The sequence below is a fragment of the Demequina iriomotensis genome (genome assembly GCF_000971395.1).
In the GTDB taxonomy this organism is placed as follows: domain Bacteria; phylum Actinomycetota; class Actinomycetes; order Actinomycetales; family Demequinaceae; genus Demequina; species Demequina iriomotensis.
Genome location: NZ_BBME01000010.1, coordinates 347,380 through 370,100, shown reverse-complemented (window position 1 = coordinate 370,100; position 22,721 = coordinate 347,380). Strand labels below are relative to the sequence as shown.

21 protein-coding genes are annotated in these 22,721 nt (G+C 69.7%); 12 read left to right on the top strand and 9 right to left on the bottom strand.

Features of this window, described 5'->3' with window-relative positions; genetic code table 11:
• Positions 1 to 2,021, top strand: a 2,021-nt coding sequence (locus AOM09_RS15335) for an NACHT domain-containing protein (protein ID WP_169747617.1), incomplete at its 5' end; no start/stop codon positions are given.
• A gap of 112 nt (positions 2,022 to 2,133) precedes the next feature.
• Here AOM09_RS15335 and AOM09_RS05190 read toward each other — a convergent pair.
• Complete coding sequence (locus AOM09_RS05190; RefSeq protein WP_062385211.1) at positions 2,134 to 3,210, bottom strand: hypothetical protein; 1,077 nt, start codon at positions 3,208 to 3,210, stop codon at positions 2,134 to 2,136.
• A 468-nt stretch (positions 3,211 to 3,678) separates the two neighbouring features.
• Between AOM09_RS05190 and AOM09_RS05185 the strand changes: the two genes are divergently transcribed.
• Entirely contained in the window at positions 3,679 to 4,923 is a 1,245-nt protein-coding gene (locus tag AOM09_RS05185) for a low temperature requirement protein A (protein ID WP_062385209.1), read from the top strand.
• A 104-nt stretch (positions 4,924 to 5,027) separates the two neighbouring features.
• Positions 5,028 to 5,579 (top strand): hypothetical protein, encoded by a 552-nt coding sequence (locus AOM09_RS05180; protein ID WP_082098858.1) that lies wholly within the window; start codon positions 5,028 to 5,030, stop codon positions 5,577 to 5,579.
• Positions 5,580 to 5,591: 12 nt separating this feature from the next.
• On the opposite strand, the gene AOM09_RS05175 is transcribed toward AOM09_RS05180, so the two are convergent.
• Both AOM09_RS05175 and AOM09_RS05170 read right to left on the bottom strand, forming a co-directional pair.
• Positions 5,592 to 5,978 carry a DUF1304 domain-containing protein gene (locus AOM09_RS05175; RefSeq protein WP_062385207.1) on the bottom strand — a complete coding sequence of 129 codons (387 nt, stop codon included), beginning with the start codon at positions 5,976 to 5,978 and terminating at the stop codon, positions 5,592 to 5,594.
• The gene (locus tag AOM09_RS05170; RefSeq protein WP_062385206.1) at positions 5,978 to 6,559 is read right to left on the bottom strand and encodes a GNAT family N-acetyltransferase; all 582 of its coding nucleotides are present in this window, start codon (positions 6,557 to 6,559) and stop codon (positions 5,978 to 5,980) included. The genes AOM09_RS05175 and AOM09_RS05170 overlap by 1 nt, the downstream gene beginning before the upstream one ends.
• 33 nt (positions 6,560 to 6,592) lie before the next feature.
• Between AOM09_RS05170 and AOM09_RS05165 the strand changes: the two genes are divergently transcribed.
• A complete protein-coding gene (locus AOM09_RS05165) occupies positions 6,593 to 7,153 on the top strand; it encodes an NYN domain-containing protein (protein WP_062385203.1) in 561 nt (186 codons plus the stop codon).
• Positions 7,154 to 7,165: 12 nt separating this feature from the next.
• Here AOM09_RS05165 and AOM09_RS05160 read toward each other — a convergent pair whose 3' ends face one another.
• Positions 7,166 to 7,633 carry a MarR family winged helix-turn-helix transcriptional regulator gene (locus AOM09_RS05160; RefSeq protein WP_062385201.1) on the bottom strand — a complete coding sequence of 156 codons (468 nt, stop codon included), beginning with the start codon at positions 7,631 to 7,633 and terminating at the stop codon, positions 7,166 to 7,168.
• 183 nt (positions 7,634 to 7,816) lie between these two features.
• Between AOM09_RS05160 and tig the strand changes: the two genes are divergently transcribed.
• Complete coding sequence (gene tig, locus AOM09_RS05155) at positions 7,817 to 9,139, top strand: trigger factor (RefSeq protein WP_062385198.1); 1,323 nt, start codon at positions 7,817 to 7,819, stop codon at positions 9,137 to 9,139.
• Positions 9,140 to 9,213: 74 nt separating this feature from the next.
• Here tig and AOM09_RS05150 read toward each other — a convergent pair whose 3' ends face one another.
• Positions 9,214 to 9,696 (bottom strand): DUF4190 domain-containing protein, encoded by a 483-nt coding sequence (locus tag AOM09_RS05150; protein ID WP_062385196.1) that lies wholly within the window; start codon positions 9,694 to 9,696, stop codon positions 9,214 to 9,216.
• Between the two features lie 272 nt (positions 9,697 to 9,968).
• Between AOM09_RS05150 and AOM09_RS05145 the strand changes: the two genes are divergently transcribed.
• From AOM09_RS05145 to AOM09_RS05130, 4 genes are all read left to right on the top strand, one after another.
• A complete protein-coding gene (locus AOM09_RS05145; protein WP_062385296.1) occupies positions 9,969 to 10,547 on the top strand; it encodes an ATP-dependent Clp protease proteolytic subunit in 579 nt (192 codons plus the stop codon).
• The gene (locus AOM09_RS05140; protein ID WP_228375063.1) at positions 10,544 to 11,248 is read left to right on the top strand and encodes an ATP-dependent Clp protease proteolytic subunit; all 705 of its coding nucleotides are present in this window, start codon (positions 10,544 to 10,546) and stop codon (positions 11,246 to 11,248) included. The genes AOM09_RS05145 and AOM09_RS05140 overlap by 4 nt, the downstream gene beginning before the upstream one ends.
• Before the next feature lie 217 nt (positions 11,249 to 11,465).
• A complete protein-coding gene (clpX, locus tag AOM09_RS05135; protein ID WP_062385195.1) occupies positions 11,466 to 12,719 on the top strand; it encodes an ATP-dependent Clp protease ATP-binding subunit ClpX in 1,254 nt (417 codons plus the stop codon).
• A gap of 292 nt (positions 12,720 to 13,011) precedes the next feature.
• Positions 13,012 to 13,917 carry a PDDEXK family nuclease gene (locus AOM09_RS05130; RefSeq protein ID WP_062385193.1) on the top strand — a complete coding sequence of 302 codons (906 nt, stop codon included), beginning with the start codon at positions 13,012 to 13,014 and terminating at the stop codon, positions 13,915 to 13,917.
• Between the two features lie 230 nt (positions 13,918 to 14,147).
• On the opposite strand, the gene valS is transcribed toward AOM09_RS05130, so the two are convergent.
• Positions 14,148 to 16,901 carry a valine--tRNA ligase gene (gene valS, locus AOM09_RS05125; RefSeq protein ID WP_369346034.1) on the bottom strand — a complete coding sequence of 918 codons (2,754 nt, stop codon included), beginning with the start codon at positions 16,899 to 16,901 and terminating at the stop codon, positions 14,148 to 14,150.
• A gap of 95 nt (positions 16,902 to 16,996) precedes the next feature.
• Between valS and AOM09_RS05120 the strand changes: the two genes are divergently transcribed.
• Positions 16,997 to 17,410 carry a carboxymuconolactone decarboxylase family protein gene (locus AOM09_RS05120; protein ID WP_082098854.1) on the top strand — a complete coding sequence of 138 codons (414 nt, stop codon included), beginning with the start codon at positions 16,997 to 16,999 and terminating at the stop codon, positions 17,408 to 17,410.
• Positions 17,411 to 17,426: 16 nt separating this feature from the next.
• Here the strand turns inward: AOM09_RS05120 and AOM09_RS15150 are convergent, their stop codons facing one another.
• Positions 17,427 to 17,840, bottom strand: a complete 414-nt coding sequence (locus AOM09_RS15150; protein WP_062385188.1) for a winged helix DNA-binding protein — start codon at positions 17,838 to 17,840, stop codon at positions 17,427 to 17,429.
• 56 nt (positions 17,841 to 17,896) lie between these two features.
• Complete coding sequence (locus tag AOM09_RS05110) at positions 17,897 to 19,549, bottom strand: cation:proton antiporter domain-containing protein (protein ID WP_062385179.1); 1,653 nt, start codon at positions 19,547 to 19,549, stop codon at positions 17,897 to 17,899.
• A gap of 272 nt (positions 19,550 to 19,821) precedes the next feature.
• Between AOM09_RS05110 and AOM09_RS05105 the strand changes: the two genes are divergently transcribed.
• On the top strand, positions 19,822 to 20,229 hold the full coding sequence (locus tag AOM09_RS05105; protein ID WP_062385177.1) for a phage holin family protein: 408 nt from the start codon (positions 19,822 to 19,824) through the stop codon (positions 20,227 to 20,229).
• A gap of 87 nt (positions 20,230 to 20,316) precedes the next feature.
• Complete coding sequence (locus AOM09_RS05100; protein WP_062385175.1) at positions 20,317 to 20,706, top strand: phage holin family protein; 390 nt, start codon at positions 20,317 to 20,319, stop codon at positions 20,704 to 20,706.
• A gap of 53 nt (positions 20,707 to 20,759) precedes the next feature.
• Here the strand turns inward: AOM09_RS05100 and AOM09_RS05095 are convergent, their stop codons facing one another.
• Complete coding sequence (locus tag AOM09_RS05095) at positions 20,760 to 22,559, bottom strand: alpha/beta hydrolase (protein WP_062385173.1); 1,800 nt, start codon at positions 22,557 to 22,559, stop codon at positions 20,760 to 20,762.
• Positions 22,560 to 22,721 lie beyond the last annotated feature (162 nt).

The following is a 22,721-nucleotide window of genomic DNA, read 5'->3' as shown; positions in this document are numbered from 1 at the left end:
AGGCGGAGCTTGAGGCGATGCTCGCCTGTGGTGCGTTTACCTTAGTTATCGACGCAGTAGATGAGATCAAGGACGTCGTGTGGCGGGAAGAGATGATCGCGCACATTGGCGCACTTGCACGAAATTTCCCGGCGACACGAATAGTGTGTTCCACACGTAAGACCGGTGATGAGGCCGCAAATTTCCAGCGTCACGGCTTCCACCTGTACGAGATCGCAGAGTACTCGGATACGCAATCGGCAGAGTATGTCGATCGCTGGTTCGCGCTTCAACGCCGCGACAGTTCAGTCGCCCGCAAATTCATCGGTGAGACGCGCCACCTGCGGGACCTTGTAGCCAATCCGCTCATGCTCTCGCTTCTCTGTTTTGTGTACGCACGTACCTCCTATATCCCACAATCGAGATGGCACGTCTATGAGCGATGCGCCTACCTGATGTTCATGGAATGGGAAACGAAGCGCGAACTTGATGTGCCGACCGTCCACAAGGAGCGTGGCGAGTCGGCAATACGCGCGCTGACTCACCATATGAAAAATGCTGGCGGCTATACAGCAGCGATCCCGGAGTCGATCGCGCGCGGAATCATTTCCAACGTCCTTAGAGAAGGTGGTGCAAGCCGATTCGAGGCCGAAGAGGATGCAAATGTCATTCTGCGACACTGCACAGAGCGCGCGTGGGTTTTTTCAGAGCGTGAGGGCGATACTGCGGAACGGCACTTTGGCTTCACGCACCGCACATTCTACGAGTTCTACCTCGCCGATGCGATTGTTCAAGATATCTTTGGTAGGGCGCTGCGGGGAGTGCTGCGCGCTGACAACATGATGGAAGAACTGCGCGATGCGATCGTAAAAGAGCACCGGAATGATCCGTCCTCGGTTCTCCCCGAGTTGCTCGTGCAGGCGGCGGACAACCGCGCTGAGGGCCAGGCTGGTGAGCAAATCTTGTCGCAGCTCGTGCTCGGATCGGAGACAGCGTATGAGCGGGCACGAGCTGAAGTCCTCCACCGACACGGTGGGAGTGTTGCCGAAGCCCAACGCGAGCTGAGCAGGCTTCGACCCGGGAAGGCGGACTACGCAACTGGGCTGAGTCGCGTCAGTCTGGCAAGTCGGCTGCTTTCTGGTGCGCGAGCGGGGCAAATGCAGGCGGAACGAGTATTTGATCGCATCGTCGCGTTGTGGACGGTCGGCGACGAACGCGAAGACGACCTCGGTGAGTTGTCGTTCTCCGTGGAGTCGATGGAGGCGTTCAGGTGCTTGCTTGACGTGCCATCTGGCCACAGGGAGATCTTCGAGGCGCGCGTTCGGGCGAACCCCGATGCCGCGCGAGGCTTCCTTCGGCGGTACTCGGTGATCGTTGCTCGCGGCGAGAGCGACCTCTACGAGGCCGCTTGGTCAAGACTTGCAACGGAGCTTGACGTGACCGGGGGGCCTCGGCCTACTTCGGTGTGGTACGACGTTGTTCGCGGCGCGATCGATCCCTGGGGTGCGATTGGCGCACGTCTCGAAGCGTCCCATTTGGTGCTGATGGTCCACGAGGGTCGCTCGCCCCGGGCCCACGCAAGTGGGGCGAGCGAAGTAGTGCGCGCGGGCGTGTTCTGGCACGCTCTGGCCCGGTCATCGGGCGTGCTCGGGGCGGATCAACTGCAGATTCTTCGTAACTTCACCCGGGCGCTCGGTGTCGCACACGCAAACGGTCAGGACGACCTTGACGGGTACGACGATCTCGTTCCATCGGAGGCGGTGGGCCTCGCAAAGGGCCATATCGATGCGCTGCCGCCGGCGTTTGTGGTGGCAATCTGCGTCGCCAGCGCGTCACCGAGTGCGGCGGCCTTGGCTCAGGCGCACGGCGCTAGGACGCACGAGGTGTACTCCCTATTGCTCGACGTGAGGCACGGCGTGCGCACGAGCGGTGGCGACCCAGCCGTGCTCTCGGAGCTCCGTCGACGAGCAAGCCTGGTCTACCGATCGGCGTACTCGAGCTCGTTGCCGCAGTCTTTGGCTCGTGTTGTGCAGCTCGAGTAGGCATTTCGACTGGGTGATCTGGCCCGGCATGGCATCGGTGCCTGCGCCTTGTGCTTTCGCGCCCGACGCATCCCGGAGAGTGAGTCCGCGATCGCTGGGGCCTCGGCTCTGATCAACTGGGCGATTGTTCAAAGTACTCTTCGATCAATCGGTTGCCGCGGAACCAGGCGCATGCGAGCTCCGCCCAGACACCGACGGGGAAGTCGCCGTCTACCCGGAACACCTTGCGGTAGCGATCACCCTTGCCTCGATGCCTGAAGTCATGCTGAGTTCGTGGGTATGTGTTAGCCCGATAAGCCTTCACTGCCCCGTCGCAGTGTACGAATTCCTTTCTAGAGGTGTCGCGGATCGCATGGAGGTACCGCGCGAACACCCAGTCAGATGCGTCGTTCGGCGGTGGCATGAACTCTTCAATCTGAACCGTCTTGAGGTTGCCGTCGGCGGTCCATCGGACGGACAACCCCGCGTACGGATTGAGAAGGCCCATGCCCCCGTTGGGATCGCCGTAGAAGGTGTCGCCGAGTACTGCCAAGGTGTCGAGGCCTGACTCGTCGAGCGATGGGCCATACCAATAGTCAGCCTCAAGGAACTCCCGATACTCGCCAATGAACTGCACGCGCCGGTCATCGAGGGCGAGCCGGGCCGTGAGCTGATACTGGTCAGAGGCGCGCAGTACCGTGCTGACAAGGCCGCTGTTCATGCTTGACGCGAAGCCGCGGCGCAAGAGTTGGTGATACTGGAACAGGTGGTCACCTTCCTGGAGACCCGATGGCCGGGCATCGAGTCCGGTAACTCTGATGAGACCGCTCTCGTCAATAAGCGGAACGAGGCGCGGAGCCGCCGCGAAGACCCGCGAGTCGCGCTTCGGAGAATCGAAGACAGCAATGAGGGGATCTGAGAAGTGGACCCACATCGCAGCGCCAAGTAGCGACTCGGCGACCGAGCGGCGCTGTAGGTGTTCGGGGAGGCGTGCGTAGATCGCACTCGTCCTCGTCGGTGCGGCAACTGTCAACTGGTCGAGCGACTGGATGGCCCGAGTCCGTGCCTGAACGACGCGAGAGCGCTCGTCGGAGAACATGACGAGAGGAAAGGAATCGACGTCGAGCATCGCCGCTCGGAGCTCCTCGAAGAGTCTGCCGAGGTGGGAGCGTATGGCGTCGGCGTCGTCCGGGTCCAGATCTTGCGGCATGTCGCGAGGGTATCGACGCGAGGGTCCCAGTGCCCATCAGTTACCCATCGGATTCAGCCGTGACCAACCGGTAGCGTCCGGGTACAGTCGGAATGAGCGGACCGCCAGCTTCCCTCGCTTCACCAGGGAACTCGCGAGTTCCCTGGACAACCGTGAAGGTCCGGAAATTCGCCGGATCCTACAGAGGGTCGCAGGTTCAAATCCTGTCACCCCGACGGTGAAAGTCCTGGTAACTCGCGGGTTTCCACGACTCTTCCGGCGGGTGGGGCAAGGCCGTGACATCGCGAGCTCATCGTCCTTCTCCGCACCGCCGACCGAGATGCGGCCGCGGCCGCTCTCCAGCGCGGGACCGCACCACTGGTCCGCCAGAGCCGCCGGGTCCATCGTGCAGGTGCCCGTGAACCTCCGCGACGCCACCGCGCGCCGTCCGCCCCTGGTCGCGTGGCGGGCGCCGTTATCGTGAGCCGCATGACCTCCGGCCCCGTGCGCTCGCTCCGCCCTCACCGCCTGGTGCCCATGTCGGGCAGGAACCCGCAAGATGCGCACCGCGCGGCGACCCCGCTCGAGCTTCTGTACGACCTGACCTTGGTGGTCGCGTTCTCGATCGCCGGCTCGCAGTTCGCGCACAGCCTCTCGGCAGGCCACGTGTGGTCGGGCCTGCTCGCCTTCCTGTTCTGCATGTTCGCGATCATCTGGGCGTGGATGACATACGCATGGTTCGCCTCGGCGTATGACACGGACGACTGGGGCTTCCGCATCGCGACCCTCGTCCAGATGCTGGGTGTCACCATCCTCGCGCTCGGCATCGGCGATCTGTTCGCCGGCTTCGACGAGGGCGTGCTCGACAACGGGGTGATCGTCGTCGGGTACGTGATCATGCGTCTGTCCATGGTGAGCCTGTGGCTGCGGGCGGCGCGCGACGATCCGCATCACCGGTCCGTGCTGCTCGGCTACGTGAAGGTCATCGGCGGGGCCCAGATCGGCTGGATCATCACCGCGTTCGTGCCGCTGCCCATCCCCTTGCTGCTCGTGCTCATGGCCGTGCTGTACGCGACCGAGGTGGGCGGCTCCGCGTTCCTCGAGTCGCGCGAGGGCCGGCTGCCGATCCACGCGCACCACATCGCCGAGCGCTTCGGGCTGCTCGCGATCATCACCTTCGGAGAGGTGGTGCTCGGCACGACGACCGCCGTCGAGGCCGTCACAGCCGAGACGGGCTGGACGCTCGACGCGGGAGTGCTCGCGTTCTCGGGCATCACGATGGTCGTCGGCATGTGGTGGGTCTACTTCTCCATCCCGTACGGCGAGATCCTCAGCCGGCGGCGCACCCTCCGAGTGCGGTGGGCGTACTCCCACCTCGCGATCTACTCCGCGATCGCCGCGGTGGGCGCGGGGCTCCATGCCGTGGCGTACTACCTCGAGCATCACAGCGAGCTCGACGCGGTGAACACCGCCCTGACGGTCGCCATCCCGCTGTGCGCATACGTGGTCGCGGTGTACATGCTGTTCCACCTGCTGCTGCCCGGCAGGGACGCGGTGCACCTGTGGCTCATCGTCGGGACGATCGCCTGCATCGCGATCGGGGTTGTCCTCGCCGTCGCCGGCGCCTCCATCGCGTGGGCGGTGCTGGTCCTCACCGTCGCGCCGTGGATCAGCGTCATCGGCTACGAGGTCTACGGGGACGGTCACATCCGCCGCGAGCTCGCGAAGCTCTGACCGGGCCCGCGTCGCCGCGGCGAACGGGTCTAGCGTGGGCCGGGAGGGCGAGCACCCTCGCCGCGGTCCGCCACGGTCGCGGCGCCCCACGCCGAGGAGCCTGGATGAGCGACGAGCCTCCCGGGGGCGGCGAGGCGCAACGCGCACGCCGCACCGTCGGTGCCTTCGTGGTCGGCGCCGCGACGGTCATCTGGTGGCCGGCGTTCACCATCGGGGCATGGGGGCGCGTGTTCTTCGAGCAGATCTTCCTGCTGTGGGCTGCGTCGACCGCGGCCCTGCTCGTCGTGCTGCTGCGGCAAGGCGGCCACCGTCCGCCCTGGCCCATCCTCGCGAGCCTGCTGCTTCCCACGCTGTGGATCGTCGGCGAGTTCATCCCTTCGGCCGCGGACGGCCCGATCGCGCAGGTGGTGCGATGGTTCGGGGCCATCGTGACGGTCGTGGGCCTGCCGGCGATGATCTGGGTCCTGCTGCGCACCGTGCGGCCCGACCTGGTCGAGTCCGTACCGGCACGCGGATGGGCGGCTGCCGCGGCCACCGTCGCGATCATCGCGGCGATCAGCCTGCTGCTCGGGTGGCTCAACCCGCACTATCTCCAGTGCGAGGACTTCACCATCAGCGGGAACTCGCCGCCCCCGGGCTGCACCCCCGCACGCTGACCCGCACGCCCGTCACACGATCGCGATCGCGAGGGCGACGACCGCGAGGAGCGGCAGGACGCCCTGCTTCGCGGCCGCCCCGAGATAGGCGCGCGACCCGGCGACCAGGACGAGCGCCGCCGCCGCCATCGAGCCGCAGCCGGCGAAGACGAGCGCGGCGCCCGGCGCCTCCGGCCCGGCGAGCAGCAGGACGATGCCCACGCCGGTGACGATCGCGAGGAACAGGTTGTAGAAGCCCTGGTTGTACGCCAGCGCCCGGGTGGTGCGCGCATCGTCCTCGCTCGCGATGCCGAAGACCGCACGGGTGGATGGGCGCATCCACGCGAAGGACTCGAGCCAGAAGATGTACACGTGCACCGCCGCCGCGAGCCCGGCGAGCACGCACGCCGCGACCAGCATCACAGCTCCACCCGCATCACCGCGCGCGCCGGCGTCGGCCGCGACACCTCGCGCATGCCGGCCGCCGCGAACACCGACGCCGAGCCGACGAACAGATCGGACACGTTCCCTCCCTCGACCCGCGGGTAGCCCTCGACGGCGGACGCCCCGCCGGCCCGCGCGTGCGCGACGGCGGCGACGGCCAAGGCCTTCGCGAGCCCTCGCCCGCGGAACCCTCGCCGCACCACGAAGCAGGTGACGGCCCAGACACCGGCATCGTCCCGGTCCTCGTCGCGCCCGGACCAGGGGATGCGAGCGGTCCGCAGCCGAGGGTAGGCGGTGCGCGGCTCGACCGCGACCCAGCCGGCGGGCTCGGCGTCGACGTACGCGAGCAGGCCGCTCGTGGGGGCGCCCGGCGATCCGCACCCGGCCTGCGCGACCAGCGCATCGTCCCGAGCCTCGCGTCCCGTCGCCTTCCACTCGTCCGGTGGGAGCTTGAACCACTGGCAGCGGCACGAGTTCGCGTCGCCTCCCTCCCTCATCACCAGGTCGAGGTCGGCGCGAGAGGCGTGGTTGGCAGGGACGATGCGGGGTTCGGTCACCCGCTCAGGCTACGAGGGCCGTAGGCTCGGCGCATGGCAAAGGACTCACGCGTCACCTATGTGCTCGTCGATGGCGAGAACATCGACGCCACGCTCGGCACCTCGATCCTGGGACGGCGGCCCCGCCCGGAGGAGCGCCCCCGGTGGGAGCGCGTGCTGAGGCATGTGCAGGAGCGGTGGGACCAGCCGACCCAGGGGCTGTTCTTCCTCGCGGCCAACAACGAGCTGCCGATGACGTTCGTGCAGGCGCTCCTCGCTATCGGCTTCCGGCCGGTGCCGCTGTCCGGCGGGCCGGGCGAGAAGGTGGTCGACATCGCGATCCAGCGCACGCTCCAGGCGCTGCGCGAGCGTCAGGACGACGTGGTGCTGGTGTCGAACGACGGCGACTTCGTCGACGATGTCGAGGACCTGCTCGACGGGCGCCGGGTCGGGCTCGTGGGCTTCGTGGAGTTCCGCAACGGCGGATTCATCGAGCTGCAGGAGAACGGGCTCGAGTTCTTCGACCTCGAGTACGACGTGCACGCGTTCAACGAGGCGCTGCCGCGCGTGCGCATCATCCCGATCGCCGAGTTCGACCCGCTGCAGTTCCTCTAGGGCGGTCGCGCGTCAGATGCCGCGAAGGCCCGCGGAAGGGTCGTCGTCGGGGGCCAGCGAGTCCAAGCGGGCCGCGGCGAGCAGATCGGTCGCGCGGGCGAGCGTCGACCAGTCGTCGTCCGTGAGGTGCGCGAAGGCGGGGCACAGGGCCTCCGTGAGGTCGTCGAGCCACGCCTGCACCTCGCGCGCGCCCGCCTCGGTCAGGTGGAGCAGGGAGCCGTGCCCTGTGACCGTGTCGGGGCGCCGCTCGATGAGCTCGCGCGACTCGAGCCGAGCGGCGACCTGGGCGATCGCGGGCGGAGCGATCCGCAGCCGATGCGCGAGGGCGCCGGTGCTGAGGTCGCCCTCGCGATGCAGCGTCGCGAGGACCTGGCGGGTCGACGACGCGGTGAGGTCGCCGAGCGCGAGGGCGCCGGACTGCGAGATGCTCTGCACCGCGGTGAAGAGCGCCGCCAGCGTGCCCCGTCGCGCATCGTCCATGGCGGCATGTCTATGCCGCCGTCAGGCGGGCGTCAAGGGCGCGTGTCCCGTGTGTAGGCCAACGTCCCAAAGGTTCCCCGAATTGGCCAGCGAGCGTGCGACGCGTACGATTGCAGGGTTGCCCGACCAGTGGGAGCCGACGGAGCACCCGCGGGCCCCGAAACCCAACGCCAGGAGTACGTAGTGACCAGCGCCCTCGAGAAGATCGACGCCACCACCGTCAAGCTGACGGTCAACCTCACCGAGGCCGACCTCGCCGACAGCATGGAGCACGCCTACGAGCACGTGGGCAAGCAGGTGCAGATCCCCGGCTTCCGCAAGGGCAAGGTTCCCGCGAAGGTCCTCGAGCAGCGCGTGGGCAAGGGTGCGATCATCGAGCACGCCGTCAACGACGGCCTCCCCGGCTGGTACTCGGAGGCCGTGCGCGAGTCCGGCATCCGTCCCTTCGGCCAGCCCGAGGTCGAGGTCACCAAGATCCCCGGCTCCGTCGACGGCGACGAGGGCCTCGAGTTCACCGCGGTCGTCGAGATCCGCCCCGAGGTGGCGCTCCCGGCCGTGGCCGACCTGACGATCGAGGTCGAGCCGATCGAGGTCTCGGACGAGGACGTCGACGCGCGCGTCGACGCGCTCCGCGAGCGCTTCGGCACCCTCGTGGGCGTCGACCGCCCGGCCGCCGAGGGCGACTTCGTCACCCTCGACCTCACCGCCGTCATCGGCGACGAGACCATCGACACCGTCCAGGGCACGTCCTACCAGGTGGGCGCCGGCAACATGCTCGAGGGCATCGACGAGGCGATCACCGGCCTGTCCGCCGACGAGGAGACCACCTTCGAGGGCCCCCTGGCCGCCGGCGACCACGCGGGCGAGACCGCGCAGATCACCGTCAAGGTGACCGCCGTGAAGACGCGCGAGCTCCCCGAGGCCGACGACGACTTCGCGCAGCTCGCGTCGGAGTTCGACACCATCGCCGAGCTCCGCGAGGACCTCACCGCGCAGGCCGGCAAGATCAAGGTCAACAACCAGGCCATGGAGGCCCGCGAGAAGCTCCTCGAGAAGCTCACCGAGGCCACCGAGTTCGAGCTCCCCAAGAAGGTCATCGAGAACGAGGTCCACAGCCACCTCGAGAACGAGAACCGCCTCGAGGACGACGAGCACCGCGCCGAGGTCACCGAGGAGGCCCACAAGGCCCTCCGCACGCAGATCCTCCTCGACCAGCTCGCGGACGACCTGGACATCGAGGTCGAGCAGCCCGAGCTCCTCGACTACCTGATCAACTCGTCACGCCAGTACGGCATGGACCCGGGCACCTTCATCCAGCAGGTGGAGCAGGCCGGCCAGATCCCCGCCATGGTCGCCGAGGTCGCGCGCTCGAAGGCCACCGCGTTCGCGCTGCGCCGCGCCACCGTGGTCGACACCGCGGGCAAGGCCGTCGACCTCTCGGACGTCATCGGCTCGATCGAGGACGAGAAGGCCGAGGAGGCCGCCGCGGCCGACGCCGCCGAGTAACGCTCCGCATACGCGACACGGCCCCGGCCTCCCTCACGGGTGGCCGGGGCCGTGTGCTGTCCGGCGAGCCTCGCTCAGGAGGACTCGATGGTGACGTCGCACCACTCCGGCGGGTTGTCGCCGGCGCATTCGCTCACGAACCAGCCCGCGATGGCGAACAGCGCGATCAGCGCGATGATGCCGAGCACCACGATGATGTAGCCGATCACCAGGCCCGCGACGCCCATGCCTCGGTTGTCCGCCTCGCCGCGCTTCGCGGCGCTCAGGCTCAGGTGCCCGAAGACGATGCCGCCGATCGCGGTGATGCCCGTGAACAGGCCCGCGAGGGACAGCACGAGCGCCGTGACCCCCATCCAGTTCTTCTCCGTGCCAGGCGGCGGGCCGTACGCAGTCGGGGGCGACGGCGGCTGCGGGTAGGGCGGGTTCGCGCCCGTGGGCGGGGTCGCGTACGGCGGCGGGGGATAGCCGGGCTGCGAGTAGCCGGGTTGAGGGGTCGCCGGCTGGGGTCCGGTGGGGGACGGCTCGGGCGGGTTCTGCTGCTCGTCGGGTGTGGTCATGGTCCCTCCTCGGATCGACCTGCGCCGCTCCTGCCAGGCTAGTCGCGGCGTCGCCGCCGCGCCGGGCGGCGACCACCCGCCCGGCCGCGCCCGGGGGCGGGACGATGCGCGCGCATCGTCCCGCCGCGCGATCGGCCGCCGTGCGTTCACCCCGTAGCGAAACCAGGGGGTCAACGGCATCGTCCGGTCGGTGGCGCGCGTTAGTGTCGGTCAGGACGCTCGACAGGAGGACACACGTGAACGAGATCACGGCGCGAGGCGAGGGGCCCGGGATGGGCCTCAACGACTCGATCTTCAACCGGCTGCTGCGGGAGCGCATCATCTGGCTGGGCGACGAGGTGCGCGACGACAACGCGAACGCCATCTGCGCCCAGATGATGCTGCTCGCCGCGGAGGACCCGGACAAGGACATCTACCTGTACATCAACAGCCCCGGCGGCTCGATCACCGCGGGCATGGCGATCTACGACACGATGCAGTACATCAAGCCCGACGTCGCGACCGTCGCGATGGGCATGGCGGCGTCGATGGGGCAGTTCCTGCTCTCGTCGGGCGCGCCGGGCAAGCGCTTCGCGACGCCGCACGCCCGCGTGATGATGCACCAGCCCTCGGGCGGCATCTACGGCACCGCGACCGACATCCGCATCAATGCAGAGCTCATCATGCACATGAAGAAGGTGCTTGCGTCGCTGACCGCCGCGCAGACGGGCAAGACGCTCGAGCAGGTGACCAAGGACGCCGACCGCGACCGCTGGTTCACGGCGGACGAGGCGCTCGAGTACGGCTTCGTCGACAAGGTCATCAAGCACGCCGCCGAGGCCGGCGACAAGTCCCAGGGAGGCAAGGCGTGAGCGAGATCCAGCGCGCGTTCCAGGCGGCCGGCCGCACGGCCGGCACCTTCGGCGGCGGGGCGTACGACGCCCCCTCGTCGCGCTACATCCTTCCCCAGTTCGAGGAGCGCACGGCCTACGGCTTCAAGCGCCAGGACCCGTACGCGAAGCTGTTCGAGGACCGCATCATCTTCCTCGGCGTGCAGATCGACGATGCGTCGGCGGACGACGTGATGGCGCAGCTGCTGGTGCTCGAGTCGCAGGACCCGGACCGCCTCATCACGCTGTACATCAACAGCCCCGGCGGCTCGCAGACCGCTCTCACGGCGATCTACGACACGATGCAGTACATCAAGCCGGAGATCCAGACCGTGTGCCTGGGCCAGGCTGCCTCCGCGGCGGCCGTGCTGCTCGCGGCGGGCACGCCGGGCAAGCGCCTCGCGCTGCCCAACGCCCGCGTGATGATCCATCAGCCGCGCATCGAGGGCGGCGCGCGTGCGCAGGCCTCGGACATCGAGATCTACGCGGAGGAGATGCTCCGCATGCGCGAGTGGCTCGAGAACACCCTCGCGTTCCACTCGGGCCAGACGCCCGAGAAGGTGCGCGAGGACATCGAGCGCGACACGTTCCTCTCGGCCGATCAGGCCAAGGAGTACGGCCTCGTGGACCAGGTCCTCGAGTCCCGCAAGGGCACCCAGGCGGTCCGTCCCGCGGGCGCGTAGCGGCCCTTCACTCGTACGCACGGGGCGTCGGCGGAATGCCGGCGCCCCGTCGTGCGTTCCTCAGCGACGTACCGAAGGTCACGAAATGCTAAGGATTGTCGGCATCGTGCCTGATGTTCGGCATGCTATGGGGGAGGCGCGGCGCGCCGTCGCCCGCGTGTCAGGGGCCGTAGGTAGCCTTGAATGACACGACGCAGCTCGTGAGAGGAGTCCCACGATGAACCGACCCGCTGACAGCGGCGACCTGCTCAAGTGCTCGTTCTGCGGCAAGACCCAGAAGCAGGTGCGCAAGCTCATCGCGGGCGGTGGTGTGTACATCTGCGACGAGTGCATCGAGCTGTGCAACGAGATCATCGAGGAGGAGTTCGCCGAGCAGGTCGAGGCCGAGCTCACCGAGCTGCCCAAGCCGCGCGAGATCTTCGACTTCCTCGAGCAGTACATCGTGGGCCAGGAGAGCGCCAAGCGGGCGCTGTCGGTGGCCGTGTACAACCACTACAAGCGCGTGCGCGCGGGCGAGACGCGTCTCAAGGACGACGACGCGGTCGAGATCGCGAAGTCCAACGTGCTGTTCATCGGCCCCACGGGCACCGGCAAGACGTACCTCGCGCAGACTCTCGCGAAGATGCTCAACGTGCCGTTCGCCATCGCGGACGCGACCGCGCTGACCGAGGCCGGCTACGTGGGCGAGGACGTCGAGAACATCCTCCTCAAGCTGCTGCAGGCCGCGGACTACGACGTCGACAAGGCGCAACGCGGCATCATCTACATCGACGAGATCGACAAGGTCGCCCGCAAGGCGGAGAACCCGTCGATCACGCGCGACGTCTCGGGCGAGGGCGTGCAGCAGGCGCTGCTCAAGATCCTCGAGGGCTCGGTGGCCTCGGTGCCGCCGCAGGGCGGGCGCAAGCACCCGCATCAGGAGTTCATCCAGATCGACACGACCAACGTGCTGTTCATCCTCGGCGGCGCGTTCGCCGGCCTCGAGGAGATCATCAGCTCGCGCGTGGGACGCAAGGGCATCGGCTTCGGCGCGACGCTCAAGGAGCAGGACAACACCGACCTCTTCTCGGAGGTCACGCCGGCGGACCTGCACAAGTTCGGCCTCATCCCCGAGTTCATCGGGCGCATGCCGGTGATCGCCACCGTCAACCCGCTCGACGTCGACGCGATGGTGAGCATCCTGACGCAGCCCAAGAACGCGCTGGTGAAGCAGTACCAGCGCATGTTCGAGCTCGACAACGTGGAGCTCGAGTTCGACACCGATGCCATCCACGCGATCGCCGAGCAGGCCCTCGAGCGCGGCACCGGCGCGCGCGGGCTACGGGCGATCATGGAGGAGGTCCTCCAGGAGACGATGTTCGACGTCCCCGGCCGGGACGACATCGCCCGCGTCACCGTCACCCGCGAGACCGTCATCGAGCGCGCCATGCCGGCCTACGAGGGCCGCATCGAGGAGCAAGGCGCGGCCTGACCTCCCGCGCGGCGCCGCCTGGCCCACCGGGCGCCCCCTGGGCTGCCGGTGCGCGTCGCCCGCCAGTCCCGGCCTGGCCCGCATCGTCCCTCGCCCGGTCTCCGAAATGGGGCGCTGACGGTCGGATTGGCGAAGCCGTTGCGCGTCATGGGGCGTGGACGGTCACTCGGCGCGGATGCCGGGTGATGTCCACAGCGCCCGGACGCAGTCATCGGCTCCACATGTTCCGCTCAGCTCGACTCGAGGGAGCGGCGCGGCGCCATACATAGGTGCCATGACCCACTTGAGACCGTTGCCGGCGCCCGACACCGGCGCAGCACTTGTCGATCTCCTCACGCGCGAGCCCCGCGCCTACACGCTCGATGAGCTGGCATCGGCCTCCTCGCCGCGTAAGGTTCGCGCGGCCATCGCGCGGGGCGAGGCGTCGAGGATCCTGCCGGGCGTGTACGCGGGTGCGGTGCACCGCGCGTCGTTCGCGGTCCGGGCCGATGCCGCGCTGCTCTGGGCCGGACCGAACGCGGCGCTGTGCGGGATCGCGGCGATGTTCGTCTGGGGATTCGTCACCGAGCCGCCCGAGACGATCGAGGTGGCGGTTCCCCATCACGAGAAGCCGCACCCGCCGTCTTGGATCCGGGTGCGGCGCATGAGCTGGCGACCGCCGACGGTGCGGCGCGGTCGCCTGACGGTGCTCAGCGCGGACCTCACGGTGATCTTCGGGTACGGGAGCCTGCCCAGGCGCGACCGGGGCGATGTGGTGTTCCGGGCGATTCGGACCGGCGCCACCAGCGCCGGGGCCCTCGCCGACACGCTCGCGAGGGTCCCGCGCTGTGCGGCGCGCCGCGAGCTGGCGCGGCGGATCGACTCGGCCGCGCGAGGCGCCGAGAGCTTCCTCGAGGAGCAGGGGCTCCGCACGGTCTTCGCATCGGCGGAGTTCGGCCGGTTCCTGCGGCAGCACCGGGTCTGGGTGGATGGTGTCAGCTTCCGTCTCGACATGTACGACCCCGTCACCATGACCGCCGTCGAGCTGGACGGTGACGAAAACCATTCATCGCCTCCGGACCGGAAACGGGACATCGCTCGAGACGCGATGCTCGCGACCGTCGGCATCCTGACCGTCCGATTGAGCTACGGGGACGTGATGGAGCGGCCGGCATGGTGCCGCGAGACGGTGCGTGAGGTGCTCCGCTCCCGCGCGTGATCCGGTGGGCGTCGTGAAGGTGCCCCATGGGAGGCGCCAGGCGCCCGGAAACGACCGTGGGTGCCCCATTCCGCGGGTGGAGCGCGGAGTGCGGAACGCCCCATGGGAGGCGGCGGGCGCCCGGAAATGACCGTGGGTGCCCCATGGAACGCACCCGGCGCCCGGAAACGACTGTGGGTGCCCCATTCCGCCGCTGGGGCGGGACGGGGCACCCACGGTGCGCGAGCGGGCTACGCCTCGCCCAGGACTGCGTTCTCCGTGCGCATGACGGTCGGGTCCGCGATCTCGTCGGGCGAGCCGTCCTCGTTCACGAGGCCGTCCACACCGGGCTCGAGCGCCGCCTCGGTGTCGACGATCTGCATCGACTCGACGCGACCGGCGGCCAGGAGGTCCGCCTTCGCGGAGCGCACCAGCGCGGCCTTCGACGCCGGCACCAGCAGGTCCACCGACACGAGCGGCGTGCGCTGCGAGACCTTCGCCTCGGACTTCACCTTGCGGAGCACGGACAGCGCCTCGCCGGCCGCAGCCAGCAGGGGAGCGCCCGTGGACGAGGCGCCGGCGGCGGCGCGCAGCGGCTCGGACGTGGGCCACGCGGCGTGGTGGACCGATCCCTCCTGGTACCAGCTCCACACCTCCTCGGTCGCGAACGGCAGCACCGGCGCGAACAGGCGCAGGAACGTGCCGAGCGCGAGCGTGAGGGTCGCGCGGGCCGATGCGGCGCCCGGCGAGCACGCTGCGGCCGGGTCGATCGCGGCGCCGGGGGCGGCGCCGTCGTAGGCGCGGGCCTTGACCAGCTCCACGTAGTCGTCGCAGAAGGTCCAGAAGAGCGTCTCCGCAACCTCGAGCGCCTTCGTGTGGTCGTAGCCCTCGAGCGCCTTGGTGGAGGCGTCCACCACATCGGCCAGCGCGGACAGCATCGCCTGGTCGAGCGGCTCGGTCACGGCGGCGGAGGAGACCGCCGCGGCCGCGGCCACGCCGGCCTCGAGCGACGCATCGGCCTCGGTCGCGATGCCGGTCGCGCCCAGCACGAACTTCGACGCGTTGAGCACCTTCATCGCGAGGCGACGGCCGATCTTCATCTGGCCCTCGTCGAACGCGGCGTCGGTGCCCAGGCGCGCCGCGGCGGCCCAGTAGCGGACCGCGTCGGAGCCGTGGGTCTCGAGCAGACCCATGGGGGTCACCACGTTGCCCTTCGACTTCGACATCTTCTTGCGGTCGGGGTCGAGGATCCAGCCCGAGATGGCGGCGTGCTTCCACGGCAGGGTCCCGTGCTCGGCATGCGAGCGCACGACGGTCGAGAACAGCCACGTGCGGATGATGTCCTGGCCCTGGGGGCGCAGGTCCATGGGGAACGTCGCAGCGAAGAGCGCGGGGTTGTCGCGCCAGCCGCACACGATCTGCGGGGTGAGCGACGAGGTCGCCCACGTGTCCATGATGTCCTTCTCGCCGGTGAAGCCGCCGGGGACGTCGCGCTGGTCCGCGGAGTACCCGACGGGCACGTCCACCGACGGGTCCACGGGGAGGGACTCCTCCGAGGGGACGAGGGGGTGGTCGTAGTCGGGCGAGCCGTCCTCGAGCACCGGGTACCAGACCGGGATCGGCACGCCGAAGAAGCGCTGGCGCGAGATCAGCCAGTCGCCCGTGAGCCCGCGCACCCAGTTCTCGTAGCGCACGCGCATGAAGTCGGGCTCGAAGTCGAGCTCGGAGCCTCGGGCGACCAGCGCATCGTTCAGCGCCTTGTCGGTGCCGCCGTTGCGGATGTACCACTGGCGCGTGGTGACGATCTCGAGGGGCTTGTCGCCCTTCTCGAAGAACTTCACCGGGTGGCTGATAGGACGGGGAGAGCCGTCCATGACGCCGGCCTCGACCAGCATCTCGACGATGCGCTTCTGCGCGGAGAACGTGGTGAGGCCCGCGAGCTCGCCGTACGCCGCGATCCCCTCAGGGGAGGAGATCCCGGCGGGCGCCTCGGCCAGCATGCGGCCGTCCCAGCCGAGCACGGGGCGCGTCGGCAGGCGCAGCTCGCGCCACCACGTGACGTCGGTGACGTCGCCGAACGTGCAGATCATCGCGATGCCGGACCCCTTCTCGGGGTTGGCGAGGTGGTGCGCGACCACGGGCACCTCGACGCCGAACAGCGGCGTGCGGACGTGCGTGCCGAACAGCGGCTGGTAGCGCTCGTCGTCGGGGTGCGCGACCAGCGCCACGCACGCGGGCAGCAGCTCGGGGCGGGTGGTCTCGATCCACACGGACTCGTACGAGCCGGTGGCCTCCTCCATGTCGGCCGCCGGCTCGAACGCCAGGCGGTGGTACGCGCCGGGGCGCTCGCGGTCCTCGAGCTCGGCCTGCGCGACCGCGGTGCGGAACGTCACGTCCCACAGTGTGGGCGCCTCGGCCTGGTAGCACTCGCCGCGGCCCAGCCCGCGCAGGAAGGCCTGCTGGGCCACGGCCTGCGAGGAGGGGGAGATGGTCTGGTAGGTGCGCGACCAGTCGACCGAGAGGCCCAGGTGTCGCCACAGCGCCTCGAACTGCTTCTCGTCCTCGGCGGTGAGGCGCTCGCACAGCTCGACGAAGTTCTTGCGCGAGATGGGCTGCTGGTCCGCGGCCTTCACCGACTTGCCCTCGCCGCCCTCGAACGGGGGCTCGTAGCCCTCGACGTAGGGCAGCGTCGGGTCGCAGCGGACACCGTAGTAGTTCTGCACGCGGCGCTCGGTGGGCAGGCCGTTGTCGTCCCATCCCATGGGGTAGAACACCTCGCGGCCACGCATGCGCTGGAAGCGGGCGACCACGTCGGTGTGCGTGTAGCTGAAGACGTGGCCGACGTGGAGCGAGCCCGACACGGTGGGCGGCGGGGTGTCGATCGAGTACACCTGCTCCCGGGTCTTCGACTCGTCGAAGCGGTAGGTGCCGGCGGCCTCCCAGGCCTCGTTCCAGCGGTCCTCAAGCCCGTCGACGGTGGCCTTGTCGGGGATGCGCGAAGTCATGGGGGACATTCTTCCAGAGCGGGGACGATGCGCGGAATCGGGCCCGCGGCGCGTGCGCCCCGTCCCGGGCACGATGCGCGGGTAGCCTCTCGCGCATGGAGGCGAGGGTGGGCGCCGGCTTCCTCAAGGCGCTGGAGTCGATCGACGCGGATGCGGGCGACCCCCTCGAGCCGCGCCTGCGCGACATGATCCGCCTGCGGGTGTCGCACCTCAACGGGTGCCGCTCCTCGGCGCGGCTCCACTCCGAGTCGCTCGCCAAGGCCGGCGCGCGCCCGGATCTCATCAGCGCGCTGGCGCGTCCCGTGCGTCAGATGCGCGACGGGCTGGTCTCCGACGGCGACGCGGCCGCGCTGCGCCTCGCCGAGGTGCTCACGGACGCGCCACGCGGTCTCGAGGGCGAGATGCGCGATCAGGTGGGCGCGTGGTTCAACGCCGCGCAGCTCGGCGCGATCATCGAGGTGGTGGCCGCCACCAACGCGTGGAACCGGGTGCTGCGCGGGATCGAGTGACCGCTCGACCGGATGCTCACGCACCCAGGTTCGCGATCATGGCGCGCAGCGCGTGCGTCGCGGCCGCGACCTCGTCCTCGCCGAGCCCGTCGAGGGCGCGGGCGACGATCGCCTCGCGCGCGGCCTCGAGGTCGGCGATCACGGCGCGCCCCGCATCGGTCGCCAGGTAGAGCCCGTCGGGCTCGACCGCCCACCCGGCCACCTCGAGCGAGCTCCACGCCTCGGTGCACGCGACGGGTCCGTAGCGCGGGATCAGGCCGGCCTCGAGCGCTTCCCAGGTGAGGGGCTCGGGCGAGGCGGCGAGGCGGCTGAGCATCGCGTGCTCGACACGCGTGGTGGAGGCATCCGCGAGCGCCTCGCCGAAGGCCGCGTCGAAGGCGCGGCCGAGCGCCCTCGCGAGCGCATCGAGGTGCGCGGCGTCGTGGCTCATGCCGCCAGGCTAGGCCGAACCCCGCCGCTGGGCGCGGCGACGACGGCGCCCGTCGATCAGCGGGAGCCCTCGGGATCGTTCGCCGGCCCTCCGGCGCGCTCGACCATGAGGTCGGCGACCTCGTGGACGCCCACGAGCACCCGCGACGCGCCCTGCTCCTCGAGGTAGGCGACGTCGCGCTTGCCGTGGCCGCGCGCGACGATGTCGACCTCGGGGGAGAGCTCGCGGGCGGCGGAGACCACGGCACCCGCGTTGAGCGGGTCGGGCACGCCGACCAGGACCGCTCGCGCGGCGACGATGCCGGCCGCGCGCAGCACCTTCTCGCGCACCGCGTTGCCGAGCACCGCCTCGTGCCCCAGCGCGCGGATCCGCGCGACGCGCGTCTCGTCGTCGTCGATCACCACGGTCGGCACGCCGGCCTCCCACAGGCGCCGCGCGGCGCGTCCGCCCACGCGTCCGTACCCGACCACGATGACGTGGTCCGTGGCGACCGTGGCGAACGGCGCATCGTCCTCGACTGCGGTGGGCGCGGCGCGCCGCGACGTCACGCGCACGACCCAGGCGAACAGCAGCGGGTTGACGATGATCGACAGGATGGCGCCCGCGAGCACCAGGTCCTGCGCGTCCTGGTGGAGGATCTCGAGGTCCGCGCCGAGCGTCACGAGGATGAAGGAGAACTCGCCGATCTGCGCGAGGGAGGCGCCGATGACCAGGGCCATCGATCGCGAGTACCGCAGCGCGCGCACGAGCACGAAGGCCACGGCCGCTTTGCCGCCGACGATGATCGCGACGGTCGCGAGCAGGCCCAGCGGCTGGCGCAGCACGATGCCGGGGTCGACCAGCATGCCCACGGCGACGAAGAACAGCACGGCGAAGGCGTCGCGCAGCGGCAGGGAGTCCTCGGCGGCACGATGCGCGAGGTCGGACTCGCGCAGGATCATGCCGGCGAAGAAGGCGCCGAGCGCGAAGGACACCTCGAACAGCCACGCCGCGCCCACCGCGACGCCGAGCCCGATCGCGAGCACGCCGAGCGTGAAGAGCTCGCGCGAGCCCGTGTCCGCGACCCGCGCGAGCGTCCACGGGATGACGCGGCGGCCGACGAACCACATGAGGGCGACGAAGCCTCCGACGCGCGCCACCGTCAGCGCGAGCTCGCCCGCGAGGTGACCCGCCGTGAGGTCGCCGTCGCCGCCTGCGAGCACGGGCACCACGACGAGAGCGATCACCATCGCGAGATCCTCGACGATGAGCCAGCCGACCGCGATGTGGCCCGCGCGGGTGTCGAGCATCTGCCGCTCCTCGAGGGCACGCAGCATCACCACCGTCGACGCGACGGACAGCGCGAGGCCGAACAGCATCGCGCTCGCGAGACCCCAGCCCATCCACAGGCCGAGGCCCGTGCCGAGCGCGGTCGCGGCGATCATCTGCAGGATCGCGCCGGGAACGGCGACGCGGCGCACCGCGAGGAGCTCCTTGAAGGAGAAGTGGAGCCCCACGCCGAACATCAGCAGGATCACGCCGATCTCGCTCAGCTGCGTCGCGAGGTCCACGTCGCCCACGTACCCCGGCGTGTAGGGGCCGATGAGCAGTCCCGCGGCGAGGTATCCGACGATGGGGGACAGCCGGATCCGCTGCGCGAGGAGCCCGAGCGCGAACGCGGCCACCAGGCCCACGGCGATCGTGGTGATGAGGGGGGCGTGGTGCAGCATGCACCGAACCTAGCCGACGGGACTGTCTGACAGGTGTCTGATTCGCGACGCGCGGAACGGTGCCGGGAATGAACGGGGATGCGGTACTGTTCTGGGCACAAGGTCCTAGGACCGAATCGTCTTGCTCACCGGCCTCAAGTCCCTGGAAGCCGGCGAGATGGTCGACAGCGAACGAGGGTGCCTCCCATCGGGAGGCACCCTCGATCCGTGTCCAGGCACGATGCGGGTCGCACCCCTCGCGGGCGCCGGGCGCCACGCGGTAGCGTCGGCCCATGGAGAGATTCCTGCTCAAGGCCGCGGTGTTCCTCGCCTCGGCGGTGGTCGCGCTCGCGCTCACGTCGCTCATCCTCGGCTCGGACTTCGAGCTCAAGATCAGCGGTCTCATCACCGCGACCGTGATCTTCGCGCTCGCGCAGAGCCTGCTGTCGCCCATCATCGAGCGTCAGATCCACAAGCGCGCGCGGGCCGTGGTGGGAGGCGTAGGCATCATCTCGACGTTCGTGGCGCTGCTGATCACGGCGACGCTCACGTCCGGGCTCGCGATCCACGGCTTCGGCGCGTGGGCGGGCGGGACGCTGCTCGTGTGGCTCATCACGGCGATCGGCGTGTGGGTGCTCCCCGGGATCTTCGGACGCATCGGTGACAAGCCCGAGGGGAAGCCGGCCGCGGCGAAGGACTGATCCTGCGCATCGTCCCGGGGTGCGCGAATCCTGCAACGTCCCTGGTTCGCCGCGCGCTTTCCGGGTGCCCGGGGTAGCGTCGGCACCATGGTGCGATTCCTGATTCACACGCTGATCTTCCTCGGTTCCGCAGCCCTGGGCCTGTGGATCACGTCGCTGATCCTGAGCGACAACATGTCCCTGCCGTTCACCGCGCTGGTGGTGGCGACCGTGATCTACGCCGTCGCGCAGTGGATCCTGTCGCCGCTGATCTTCAAGATGGCCACCAAGTATGCGAATGCGATCCTCGGCGGCGTGGGGCTGGTCTCGACGTTCGTCGCGTTGCTCATCGCGACTCTGGTGGTCGACGACTTCACCATCGACGGGATCGGGACGTGGATCGCCGCCACGGTGCTCGTGTGGCTCGTCACCGCGCTCGCGACGTGGATCCTGCCGATGTTCCTGCTCAAGGAGGCGGCGGACAAGCGCAAGGACTGAGACGTCGCTGACGGGCCGTCGGGGTGACCCGGCGGCCCGTTCTGCTGCCGGGGCTACTGGCCCAGCTGCTCGAGCAGGGTGAGCCGCTCGGCGCGACGCGCGTCGAGGTAGGTGCCGAGCGTCGCCGTGTCCTCCGCCGACCAGTCCGGCGGTCGCGTCACGCCCACCCAGGCCTGCAGGTTCGCGCTCGCGGTGTACATGTGTCCGTAGCCCTCGGGCACCGAGCCCGAGGCGGGCATGTCGAGCAGGGTCTGCCAGCCCGTGATGAGCGGGAACCAGCGCATCTGCGGCGAGACGTCGGGGGCGCGCGCGTCGCCCTGGAGCCACTCCGGCTCCCGGTAGAACGTGACGGGGGAGAAGAACACCACGGGGTCGGACCCGTGCTGGAGGTAGACGATGCGGGTGTCGCCCCAGGTCGCCCCGGGGGCGTCGAGCGCATCGTCCTCGCCGGTGAAGCGGACGGTGCGGCCGTCGCCCACGACGGGCAGCCACGCGGGCGAGCCGGCGTCGCGCGTGCGCTCGAGCTGGTTGTGGAGCAGGTTGAGGAAGGTGGGGCCCGTCATGAGAGCGCCGTCGATGGGCTCGTTGAGGATGTCGGGGCCCGTGAGGATCGACTCCACGCCCGCGGAGCCGAGCGACAGGCCGTACAGGTAGAGCTCGGGACGCGACGCCTCGGGCAGCTCGGCCCAGTGGTCGTGGACCGCGTCGAACACGGCGCGTGAGGCCTCGGCGACGGAGGCCTGGTCCGCCAGCAGGGACAGCCAGCTCGGCAGGTACGAGTACTGCAGCCCGGCGATCGCGGTGTCGCCGCCGTAGAGGAACTCGAGCGAGTCCGCGGCGTTCGCGTCGATGAGCCCCGTGCCGGTGGTGGTGGCGAGGACCAGCACCTGGCGGTCGAACGCGCCGGTGCGCTCGAGCTCGTCGAGCACCAGCTGGGCCCGCTCCTCGAGCGTCGGCGCCGACTTGAGGCCCACGTAGACACGGATCGGCTCGACCGCGCCGCCCCCGGTGTACGCGTCGAGCTCCTCGACGGTGGGTCCCGTCGACACGAAGCTCCGTCCCTGGCGCCCCAGCTGCTCCCACTCGACCAGCGAGTCGGCGCCGCCGGACTTGAGCGTCGAGGTGACGACGGTGGTGCCGGCCTTGTCGGAGGCGTCGCGCACGGAGAACGCCTCGTTGGCGCCCGCGAACAGGCCTCGCACCAGCAGGCCGGACACCAGGAGCCACAGCAGGATCGCCGTGCCGGCGGTCGCCAGGGTGATGGCGAGGCGCGGGGGCAGGAAGCGGAGCATGAGCTGGTCGGCCCAGCGGAAGACGGCCCGGAGCGCGCGCGCGAGCACCAGCAGCGCCGCGGCTACCGCCACGCCGGTGCCGATGACGATGGGCCACGCCGTCGGGTCGAGGTCCTCCATGCCGAAGGTGCGTCGGATGCCGTTCTGCCATCCGACCCAGCGCCACACCGACAGCGACAGGCTGACCCAGATCACGGCGAGCAGCGACCAGGCGACGATGCGCCGCGTGCGGCCGTGGAGGTTGGGCACCTGGAGGTAGTTCCAGACCGCATGCGCGCCCGCGCCCGCACCGTAGCCGAGCATGAACGACACCCCCGACGCGAGGCCCTGGACCACGGGGATGCGTGGCAGCAGCGACGGCTCGAGCGACACCGAGATGAAGAACGCCCCCACCACCAGCCCGACGCCGGAGAACGTCGGCTCGAGGAGCCCGGGCGCGCGGCGGGACGATGCGGGGGCGCGTCGCGCGCGCGGCTCGCGGCGGCGAGGCGTCGCGTGAGGGGCGGGGCGCTCGGGCTCCCGCGCGGCCGCGTCGACGGTGTCCGTCGCGGCTCCGGTCATGGGCGTCACCCCCTGTGTCGACTGTAGTCGAGCCCCTCGGGGAGGCCGACGCCCGGGGATCGTGTGCGATGCGCGGATGTGAACGATGACATTGATAACTATTGCGTAACGCTGAACGTTCCTGGTCCGGAGGGCGCTAGCGTCATCGAGTGCGGACACAAT